Source organism: Micromonospora sp. NPDC005087, from assembly GCF_042872965.1.
GTDB lineage: Bacteria > Actinomycetota > Actinomycetes > Mycobacteriales > Micromonosporaceae > Micromonospora.
This window is the reverse complement of sequence record NZ_JBIALB010000003.1, coordinates 314,367-324,388: the sequence shown is the minus strand read 5'-3', so window position 1 is coordinate 324,388 and position 10,022 is coordinate 314,367. Positions and strand designations below refer to the sequence as shown.

7 protein-coding genes are annotated in these 10,022 nt (G+C 76.1%); 2 read left to right on the top strand and 5 right to left on the bottom strand.

Annotation, left to right across the window (positions count from 1 at the left end; all coding sequences use genetic code 11):
* Positions 1 to 170 precede the first annotated feature (170 nt).
* Both ACFYPS_RS09725 and ACFYPS_RS09720 read left to right on the top strand, forming a co-directional pair.
* On the top strand, positions 171 to 536 hold the full coding sequence (locus ACFYPS_RS09725) for a helix-turn-helix transcriptional regulator (RefSeq protein WP_354968539.1): 366 nt from the start codon (positions 171 to 173) through the stop codon (positions 534 to 536).
* Positions 533 to 1,513, top strand: a complete 981-nt coding sequence (locus tag ACFYPS_RS09720) for a hypothetical protein (RefSeq protein WP_354968538.1) — start codon at positions 533 to 535, stop codon at positions 1,511 to 1,513. The genes ACFYPS_RS09725 and ACFYPS_RS09720 overlap by 4 nt, the downstream gene beginning before the upstream one ends.
* Positions 1,514 to 1,521: 8 nt before the next feature.
* On the opposite strand, the gene mptB (ACFYPS_RS09715) is transcribed toward ACFYPS_RS09720, so the two are convergent.
* The 5 genes from mptB (ACFYPS_RS09715) to ACFYPS_RS09695 form a co-directional block, all read right to left on the bottom strand.
* Entirely contained in the window at positions 1,522 to 3,003 is a 1,482-nt protein-coding gene (gene mptB, locus ACFYPS_RS09715) for a polyprenol phosphomannose-dependent alpha 1,6 mannosyltransferase MptB (protein ID WP_354968537.1), read from the bottom strand.
* Positions 3,004 to 3,017: 14 nt separating this feature from the next.
* Complete coding sequence (mptB, locus tag ACFYPS_RS09710; protein ID WP_354968541.1) at positions 3,018 to 4,418, bottom strand: polyprenol phosphomannose-dependent alpha 1,6 mannosyltransferase MptB; 1,401 nt, start codon at positions 4,416 to 4,418, stop codon at positions 3,018 to 3,020.
* A gap of 71 nt (positions 4,419 to 4,489) precedes the next feature.
* Entirely contained in the window at positions 4,490 to 6,139 is a 1,650-nt protein-coding gene (locus tag ACFYPS_RS09705; protein ID WP_354968536.1) for a hypothetical protein, read from the bottom strand.
* Positions 6,132 to 9,170 carry a bifunctional [glutamine synthetase] adenylyltransferase/[glutamine synthetase]-adenylyl-L-tyrosine phosphorylase gene (locus ACFYPS_RS09700; protein WP_354968535.1) on the bottom strand — a complete coding sequence of 1,013 codons (3,039 nt, stop codon included), beginning with the start codon at positions 9,168 to 9,170 and terminating at the stop codon, positions 6,132 to 6,134. The genes ACFYPS_RS09705 and ACFYPS_RS09700 overlap by 8 nt, the downstream gene beginning before the upstream one ends.
* Positions 9,170 to 9,937: a type 1 glutamine amidotransferase gene (locus ACFYPS_RS09695; RefSeq protein WP_354968534.1), complete on the bottom strand. Its 768-nt coding sequence runs from the start codon at positions 9,935 to 9,937 to the stop codon at positions 9,170 to 9,172. The genes ACFYPS_RS09700 and ACFYPS_RS09695 overlap by 1 nt, the downstream gene beginning before the upstream one ends.
* Positions 9,938 to 10,022: the final 85 nt, after the last annotated feature.

The following is a 10,022-nucleotide window of genomic DNA, read 5'->3' as shown; positions in this document are numbered from 1 at the left end:
CCCAGCCCCCCCCCCCCTACCAATACCACTAATACGTTAAGTGGCTAAGGTGGCACTGATTGGGGGGGGGGGGGGGGCCGGGGGGGGGCGGCCCCCCCCGCGCCCCCCCCCCCCCCCCAGCCGCTTTATAACGCCCCCCGATATACCTTCGTCTCCGATATATTGAGGCGGTGGAAACACCGCTGCGCGAACCCACCTTCCTGATCCTCACCGCGCTCGCCGCCGAGCCAATGCACGGCTACGGGCTGATCGGTGAGGTCGCCACCCTCTCCGACAACCGCGTGTCCCTCCGCCCCGGGACGCTCTACGGGGCGCTCGACCGGCTGGTCGACGCCGGCCTCGTCGAGGTCGACCGGGAAGAGGTGGTGGACGGCCGGCTGCGCCGCTACTACCGGCTCTCCCCCGCTGGCGACGCCACGCTGAGCGCCGAGACCGAGCGGCTGCGCCGCAACGTCGAAGCCGCCACCGCGCGGCTGTCCAAGCGGACTCGCGCCGCCCACCCGATCACCCCGCGCACGGCCGGAGGGCTGGCATGAACGACCTGGAACGCCGTTACCTCCGGCTGCTGCGCATTTACCCCGCCGACTACCGGCGCGCCCGCGGCGCCGAAATCGTCGGCACCTACCTGGACCTGGCCGCACCCGGTCGGCGTTGGCCCTCGCCCGCGGACGCCGCGGACGTCCTGCGCGGCGGGCTCCGCCAGCGGGTGCGCGCTGCCGGCGCGGCCGACCTGGTGCCAGGCGTACGCCTCGCGGCTGTCCTGGCCCTCCTCGCCGCCACCTCGCTCGCCGGGGTCTGGGCGGTGCTGGAGCTACGCCCCGCTCCGCCCGGCTTCGGCGAGCCAGCCGCCGGGCCGTTCGTCTCGCTCGGCATCATGGCGTGGACCGCCTGGCTGCTCGCCGCGGTGGTGCATGCCCTGACGCCCGGTCGGTGGACCCGGCGCGCCATCACGCTCGCGGTGCTCCTCACGGTCGCACTCGTCCCCGCCGCCGCACTCACCGGCCTGCCGCGCCCGCCGCTGTTCGTGCTGCTACCGCAGGTCGCGTTGGGCCTGGTCGCGCTCGGCGCATCCGACGGGCTGCCGGCGCCGCTGCGGGCGGTGCCGCTGGTCGCCGCTGGCGCCGCCAGCCTCGCGGGGACGAATCTGTTGCCCCCGGACGTGTTCGCCTCGAGCTACTACACCTGGACCGTGGTCCCGGTTCTGCCGAGCGCCGCCGTGGCGGTGCTCGCCGTGGTGGTGCTGCTCGGCGCGGGGCTGGTGCTGCGCCGCGACCACCGGGGCGGCTGGGCCGGCCTGATCCTGCTCACACCGGTGGGCCTGCTGGCCCTGCAGCCGCTGGCGGGGGCGGCGGACGGCCTGCCGAGCAGGCTCGTCCCGAGCTGGGCGGCGCTCGCCGCGACGGCTGTCCTGGTCGCGTTGGTCGGCCCCGCCCTGCTGCCGCTGGCGCTCGCCCTGCGCGCCCGACTGGCCCGACCCCGCGCCTCCTGCCCTGCCTGCGGCGCCCGCCGCTAACCTCATGATCAGCGCGGTCGGGGATGCTGGCGCAGGGCGCGCAGGAGCACAGTCAGGAGTAGGGCGGTCATCGCCACGGCGCCGGGGGCCTTGGTGAAGCGGGCCAGGTTGGTGCCGTCGGGTAGTGCGAGGAAGGCCGCCACGGCCGCCGGCAGCACGAACCACGTCGTCCGCATGGCGGTGAGGGCGAGCAGCGCCAGCGGCCAGGTCGCGTACCAGGGGTGGAAGACCGGGGACAGGACGACGGTGGCGACCAGCGCCAGCGCCGCGCCGTGCAGCGCCACCCGGGGGCGGGTCGCGTCGATCCGGGCCACCCGGACGTCGTTCGACGCGCGCAGCGTCCGCCAGGCCCGCCACCAGAGCACCACCAGCACTCCGGCGAGCAGCAGCAGCGCGACCGCCCGGACCACCGGCACCGCCGCCGGGCCCCCGCCGACCAGCGCGCCCGCGTAGTCGACGACGAAACCGACCGCAGTGGGCGGCGACGTCCACTGCTCGGAGTCCCCGCTGTGGGTCAACCCGCCCACCCAGCCGAACCCGAGGCCGGACAGCGCCGAGGTGACCAGCAGCGCGGCGAGCAGCCCGCCGGCCAGCCACCCGCCGTCGCGCAGCAGCGCCCGCACGGTGTACCGGCCGTGCACCGCGGCCAGCGCGGCGAACGGCACCACCACCACGGCACTCGCCTTCACCGTCACCGCCAGCCCGAGCAGCGCCCCGGCGAGCAGCAGCGCCGCAGGTCGGCCCGGCCGGCGGATCACCACCAGCAGCCCGCACAGCAGCAGGCCCAGCATCACCGCGTCGTTGTGCGCGCCGGCCACCAGGTGCACCCCGACCAGCGGGCTGGCCAGCGCCAGCCAGGCGGCCCGTCGGGTCGGCACCCCGGCCGCGCGGGCCAGCGCGGGCAGACAGAACGCGGCCAGCAGCAGGCCCGCCACCGCGATCACCCGCAGCAGCACGATCGCCCCGGTGAGCCCGCCGCCGAGGCCGACCGCGAGCGCCGCGAGCAACACGAAGACCGGCCCGTACGGGGCGGGGGTGTCCCGCCAGATCGACGCCACGGTGTCCAGCCACGGGCAGCCCGCCGCCGCCACCGGAGTGGCGTACGGGTCGAGGCCGTGCGCGTACGTCCAGCCCTGGCAGGCGTACGAGTACACGTCCCGGCTGCCCAACGGCGGCGCGAGCAGCAGCGGCAACGCCCACAGGCCGGCGGTGACGTACGCCCACCGCGTCGACGGCGCGCCCTCGCGCAGCGACCACCACGCCCCGACCAGCAGTGCGGTGCCGCCCAGCCAGCAGATCAGCGTCGCCGGGCCGCCCGGGGAGCGCCAGATCGACACCGGCGTCGCGCCCAGCGGGGCGTCGGCCAGCGCCCCGCCGAGGTACCCGGCAACGGCGAGCAGGGCCGCGCCGGCCAGGCCGCCGTACCGGGCGGCACGCGCCGTCAGCGGACCGGGAGCGGCGGATGGTGGTGGGGCGCCGGGAGCGGTCACCGGCGCACCTTCCCTCAGTCGGCGGCGACCGGCTGGCGGGCCGCCCGAGCCGACCGTACCAACCGGATGACCACCACGATCACCAACAGCGTCATCAGCGGCGCCCCGACCGACTTGGTGTACCGGGGCAGGCCGGTGCCATCGGGCAGCACCAGGAACGACGCGACCAGGGCCACCACGGTGAACCACCGGGTCCGCCGGGCGGTGGCCGCCAGCACGAACAACGGCCAGGTCCAGTACCAGGGATGCACCACGGGAGAGAGCGCGACCGTGAGGGCGAGCGCGAGGCCGGCGTAGAACAGCGGATCGCGGGTGCGAGCCCGCCACCAGAGCCAGACCAGGAGTACGGCCAGGAGCACGACGGCGATCCCGCGCGTCACCGGCAGCGCGTCAACGTGCCCGCCGAACAGCGCCGCGACAATGCCGACCGTCTGTCCGACCGCTGTCGGCGGGGATGTCCACGCGACGGCGGCGCCTCCCTGGGACAACCCGCCGACCCAGCCGAAGTCCAGCCCACCGGCGGCGGTCACGCCCACAACGGTGGCGACCGCGCCGCCGACCACCCAGCCGCCGTCGCGGATCAGAGTCCGGATCCGGAACGGCCCGGCGGTGGCCGCCAGCGCGGCGAACGGCACCACCACCACGGCGGTGACCTTGATCGCCACCGCGACACCGAGCAGCACCCCGCCAACCAGCAGCAGCCCACGCCGTCCCGGCCGGGACGCCACCACGGCCAGCCCACCGACCAGCGCGGCGAGCATCAGCACGTCGTTGTGTGGGCCACCGATCAGGTGCGCGGCGACCAGCGGGCAGCCCAGCGCCAGCCACACCGCCCGCTTGGCCGGCACGCCGGCTCGACGAGCCAGCGCCGGCAGTGCCGACGCGCTCAACACCACCCCGACCAGCGACAACGCCCGGAACAGCACGATGCTGGCGGTCAGCGAACCGGCGACCTTGACCACCGCACCCGCGATGAGCACGAACAGCGGACCGTACGGCGCCGGGGTGTCCCGCCAGATGTAGGAGACCGTGTCCAGCCAGGGACAGGGCAGGGCGGAGACACCCTGCTCGTACGGGCTGATGCCGCCGACGAAGCTGGCGCCCTGGCAGGCGTACGCGTACACGTCCCGGCTGCCGGTGGGCGGCGCGACGAGCAGCGGCAGCAGCCAGAGCGCCACGGTGACCAGGGCCCAGCGGGTCGACGGCCCCCCGTCGCGCAGAGCCCACCAGGCGTATGCCATCAGGCCGATGCCGACCGCCCACGCGGCGAGGATCAGCGGTCCGTTCGGACCCTGCCAGATGCTGACCGGGGTGCTGCGCAGCGGGCCGCCGGGAAACGCGCCCCCGAGGAAGGCGGACAGCGCGAGCAGCGTCGAGCCGGCCAGGCCGGTCCAGCGCGCGAGGTGGTGAGGCACGTCCGACATGCTGCCAGCCCGTCGGCGGGGAGCCGACGGCAGGCACCCGGCCGGAGTGCGTCCCCGGCCGGTCAGCAGTGGTTCGCCGGTGCGAGGCCGCTGGAGATCGAGTAGTCACCGGCGGCGCGAACCCGCACCTCGGTCCACCCGTTCGCGCCGGGCCGCACGCAGCCGTCCGGGCCGGTGAGCGACAGCCAGCGCGACCAGCGGACCCGAACCAGCACGTCGCCCGGCGCGGCGGTCAACCGGACCGAGCCCCGGTCTGCGGCGACGAGCTGGCCCGGGTCCCCGACCAGCGGAGTCGGATCGACCACGGCATACATCCGCCAGGTCGGATCACGCCAGACCTCCCGCAGGTACGGCAGGCCGGTGCGGATCAGCTCGGCCTCGTCGCGGCCCCAGCGGTCCGCGGGAGCGTCCGCGAGCACCACGTAGGTCACCGCCACGTCGCGTAACCAGTGTTCGTAGGTCTCCGCGCTCAGGCCGCCGTCGTAGAACAGCGCATTGCGATCGCTGTCGACCTGGCGTTCCCAACCGCGGGCCAGCGGCACGGTCGGCGGCAGGTACGCGGACTCCCAGTGGTCCCGCAGCGGCACCACCTCGACCCGCCCGACCGGCTGCCGCCGCTCCAGTTCCGCGACGAGCGGCCGGTAGAACGCCGCGGCGCTCTCCGCGGCGCCGGCCCGGACGACGTCGCTCACCATCACCGGGGGCTGCCACCACACGGTCGCGGCGAGCAGCCCGGCCAGCCACGGCCCCGGAAGCGGGGCGTACCCGGCCAGCACGGGCAGGGCGAAGAGCATCGGCAGGCGCAACGCGTTGGAACCGATCGGGCTGGGCACGTAGTAGGCCCCGACCAGGAGCAGCACCGTGAGCACCGCGCCGACGCGCAGCACCCGGCGACGACGGGGCAGCACGACGCCCACCAGCACCGCGAGCGCGACGTTGATCCGCATCGACTCAGCCGAGTAGGGCTGGGTGCCTCCGTTGCCGAAGAACAACGCGATCGGAGCCAGCGTGACCGCGGGTGCCACGGCCAGGACGACGCCCTCCGCCAACGGTCGCTCCGCCCGCCAGCCACCCGGCAGTGGGCGGCCCGGCCCGTCACCGCGGCGCAGGGCGGCCAGCAGCAACGCCCCGCCGGCCAGCCCGGTGAACAGGCCGGCGACCGGGCTCGCGGCCGTCGCCAGGGCGGCGCAGGCGGCGGCGAGCGCCAGCCGTACCGAACGCGGTGGACGCTCCGCGCTGACCGCGCAGAGCGCCAGCAGCCCGAACGTCAGCCCCACGGCGAAGGTGATCCGGCCGCTCGCCAGGTTGCCGACCAGCACCACGGCACCGAGGACGCCGGCCAGCAGCGGCCGGCGAGCCCGATTCCGGTGGAACAGCCAGCCCAGCGCGGCCGCGCCGAGCACGGCGGCCACGGCGCCCAGCGGACGCACGCCCATCAGTGCGCCCAACCGGGCCGTGAACAGGCTGTAGCCGTACTGGTTGACGCCGCCGTACCAGCCGAGGTCGAGGGGCGTGGCACCGTACCGGTCGGCGAACTCGGCACGGGCCACCTGGGCGGCGAGGTCGGTGCCCATCCGCGGCGCGAGCAGGAACACGGCCGCGAGCAACACCGCGACCCCGGCAGCCGGCGCCCAGACCGCGTACGGGGATCGGGCGCGTCCGGTCCGCCGGCCGGCCGGTGTACCGGTCGGCTGGGTCAGCGCGTCAGGCATCGAGGACCCGTTCCGCCGCGGCGCGGGAGCGGCGGCCCGTGCGCAGGTACTCGTCGAGGAACTCCCCCGGGTCGTCCCGGCCGAGCAGCGCGACCACCCCGGCCAACTCGACCCCGTGCCGGGGCAGTTGGTCGCCGGCCCGACCACGGACCAGCATCAACGCGTTACGGACCTGCGCGGCCAGGGACCAGCCGGCCGCCATCTCGGCGGCGTCCGCCGGGTCGATCAGGCCGGCCCGCTCGGCGGCCGCGAGCGCGTCGAGGGTACGCGTGCCGCGCAGCGCGGGGACCGCGCCGGCGTGCCGGAGCTGGACCAGCTGCACCGCCCACTCCACGTCGGCCAGCCCGCCGCGGCCCAGCTTGGTGTGGGTGGCCGGGTCGGCGCCGCGGGGCAGTCGCTCGGTCTCCACCCGGGCCTTGATCCGGCGGATCTCGACGACCTGCTCGCGGGTGAGCCCCTCGGCCGGGTAGCGCACCGGGTCGATCAGCGCCTCGAACTCGGCGCCCAGGTCGGCGTCACCGCAGACGAACCGGGCGCGCAGCAGCGCCTGGGCCTCCCACACGCGCGACCAGCGGGCGTAGTACTGGGCGTAGGCGGCGAGGCTGCGCACCAAGGGGCCCTGCCGGCCCTCGGGGCGCAGGTCGGCGTCGACGCCGAGCGGCGGGTCGGGCGCGGGCACGCCGAGCAGCCGGCGCAGCTCCTCGGCGATCGCGTGGGCGGCGGCGCTGGCCGCGCTCTCGTTGCTCCCGGCGGGCGGGTCGTAGACGAAGAGCACGTCGGCGTCGGAGAGGTAGTTCGACTCGTACCCGCCGAGCCGGCCCACGCCGATCACCGCGAACCGCAGTCCGGGCGGTGCCGGCTGGCTGGCCTGGGCGGCTCGCAGCGCGGCGGCCAGGGTGGCGTCGGTGACGTCGGCGAGCGCCGTGCCGACGGCGGTGATGTCGGCCAGCCCGGGGGCCGGCCGGGTTCCGCCGTCCGTACGGGTGGGGGTGGGCGCGAGCGAACCGGCCCGGCAGAGCACGTCGGCGCACGCCACCCGGACCAGCTCCCGGCGGCGCAACGCGCGCACCGCCCGGGTGGCCTCGACCGGGTCGGTGTGCCGGGCCGCCGCCGCGAGAAACCCCTCCCGGAGCACCTCGCGTGGGCGGGGCGCCAGCTCGTTCTCCTCGGCCAGCAGCCGCAGCGCCTCCGGATCCCGCGCGAGCAGGTCGGCGGCGTACCGGGAGAGGGCGAGGACCCGGGCCAGCCGTCGGGCGACCGGGCCACCGTCGCGCAGCAGCCGCAGATACCAGGGGGTGCTGCCCAGCTTGTCGGAGACCTGTCGGTAGTTGAGCAGCCCCCGGTCCGGCTCCGGCGCGTCGGCGAACTCGCTGAGCAGGACCGGCAGCAGGGTCCGCTGGATGGCCGCGGTGCGGCTCACCCCTCCGGTGAGGGCCTGGAGGTGGCGCAGCGCCCCGGCCGGGTCGGCGAAGCCGAGGATCTCCAGCCGGTGCCGGGCCGCCTCCGGGGTGAGCCGCAGCCCGTCGGCCGGCACCCGGGCGACCGACTCCAGCAGCGGTCGGTACAGCAGCTTGGCGTGCAGCCGGCGTACCTCGGCGGCGTGCGTCACCCACTCGGCCCGGAAGGCTTCCACGGCGCTGCGCCCCGGCGTCGCCGTGTAGTCCAGCGCGGCGGCGAGCCAGCGCAGCGCGGCCGGCTCGGTGGGCACGGTGTGGGTGCGCCGCAGGCCCTGCAACTGGAGTCGGTGCTCGATGCCGCGCAGGAAGCGGTAGCCGCGCAGCAGCGCCTCGCCGTCGGCACGACCGACGTAGCCGCCGGCGACGAGCGCGCGTAACGCCGGGATGGTGCCGGGCACCCGCAGCGTCTCGTCGCCACGACCGTGCACGAGCTGCAACAGCTGAACGGCGAACTCGATGTCGCGCAGCCCGCCGGAGCCGCGCTTGATCTCGCGCTCCAGCTCCTTCGGCGGGATGTTGTCGATGATCCGGCGCCGCATCGCTCGGACGTCCTCGACCGCCTCGGGCCGTTCCGCCGCTCGCCACACCAGCGGCGCGAGCTGGTCGATCCACTCCTTCGCCAGCGGCAGGTCACCGGCGGCCGGGCGGGCCTTGAGCAACGCCTGGAACTCCCAGGTGCGCGCCCACCGGCGGTAGTAGGCCAGGTGGCTCGCGAGGGTCCGCACCAGCGGGCCCCGGTTGCCCTCCGGACGCAGCGCCGCGTCCACCGGCCAGGCGACCAGCCCGCAGATGTGGATCAGCCGGGTCGCCACCAGGGTGGCGGCGGAGAGGTCGGCGTCCTCGGCGGCCACGAAGATGACGTCCACGTCGGAGACGTAGTTCAGCTCGTCGCCGCCGCACTTGCCCATCGCCACCACGGCCAGCCGGGGCCGCGCGGTGCCCGCGGGCAGCTCCGCGACCGCGACCTCGTACGCCGCGGCCAGCGTCGCGTCCGCCAGCGCCGAGAGCGCGGCCATGGTCTGCTCCAGGCCGCGCCCGCCGGTCAGGTCGGCCGCCGCGATCCGCAGCAGGGCCAGCCGGTACGCGGACCGCAGCACCGCCACCGGGTTGCCGTCGCCGGCCGGCTCCAGCCGCCCCTCGGCGGTGGGGGCGAGCCCGTCCGGGGCGGTGCGCAGCGCCGCGTAGTGCTCGGGGTGGGCCACCAGATGGTCGCCGAGCGCCGACGAGGCGCCGAGCACCGCGATCAGCCGCCGCCGCAACCCGGAGTCGGCGTGCAGCTCCGCGAGCAGCGGCGACCCGGGGTCGGTCACGCCGGGCGCGGTGCCGCCGTTCGTGCGGCGTTCGGCCTCGACGATGCGGTGCAGCTGGCGAAGCGCCAGGTCCGGGTCGGCGGCCCGGGACAGCGCGGCGAGCAGCTCCACGGCCGGCTCGTCGACCGGCTCCTGCTCCGCCGGCCGCCACAACCGCAGCCCGTCCGGGCCGAGCAGGTCGGCGGCGCGCGCCCCGCCGTCGCCCTCGGCGGTGCCGAAGCCGTACCGGGCGAGCCGGCCCGACGCCCTGGTCGGCCGGCTCATCAGTGCCCGAGCAGCGGCAGGCCACGCCGCACGGTGCTGTCGTCCAGCTCACCGAGGGCCAGCGCGGCGAACCGGGCGGCGAACGGCTGCCAGACCTCCTCCACGTCGACCATCACCGAGGCGCAGGCCGCGACCACCAGCTCCGGGTCGTAGCCCAGGTCGGCGAGGAGCGTCGAGTCGGCGGCCCAGTCGGCGATCATCGCGGTGTCGCACTCGATGTGGAACTGCAGCCCCCAGGCCCGGTCACCGAGCCGGAACGCCTGGTTCGGGTAGCGGGTGGAGGCGGCCAGCAGGGTGGCGCCTCGGGGCAGCTCGGTGATCTCGTCCGAGTGCCACTGGAGCACGTCCGGGATCAGCGGCACGTACCGGAAGAGCGGGTCGTTCTCTGCGGCGTCCCGCCGGCCGACCACGCCGGGGCCGATCTCCGGCCCGGACGGGCTCCGCTCGACCAGCCCGGCGTGCGCGGCGGCGAGCAGCTGCGCCCCCAGGCAGACGGCCAGCGTGGGCACCCGGTGGCGGACCGCCTTGCGCAGCAGCCCCTCCACCGCCGGGAACCAGGGTGCGCCGGGCGAGCCGTCCGGCAGCGGGTACGCCTGCTGCTCGCCGCCGAGCACCACGAGCGCCGCGTACCCCTCCAGGTCGGCGGGGAGCTCGTCGCCGGCGTGCGGGCGGACCACCCACAGCTCCAGCCCAGCCTCGGTCAGCCATTCGCCCAGTCGGCGCAGGTCGTCCGACGGGTCGTTCTCGATCACCAGCGCGGTTGCCACCCGTCGAGGCTAGCCGGTGCGCCGCCGGGCGCCACGCCCCGCCACGGCCCCGCGCTCTCCGCCCCCGCCAACGTGCGCCGACCCG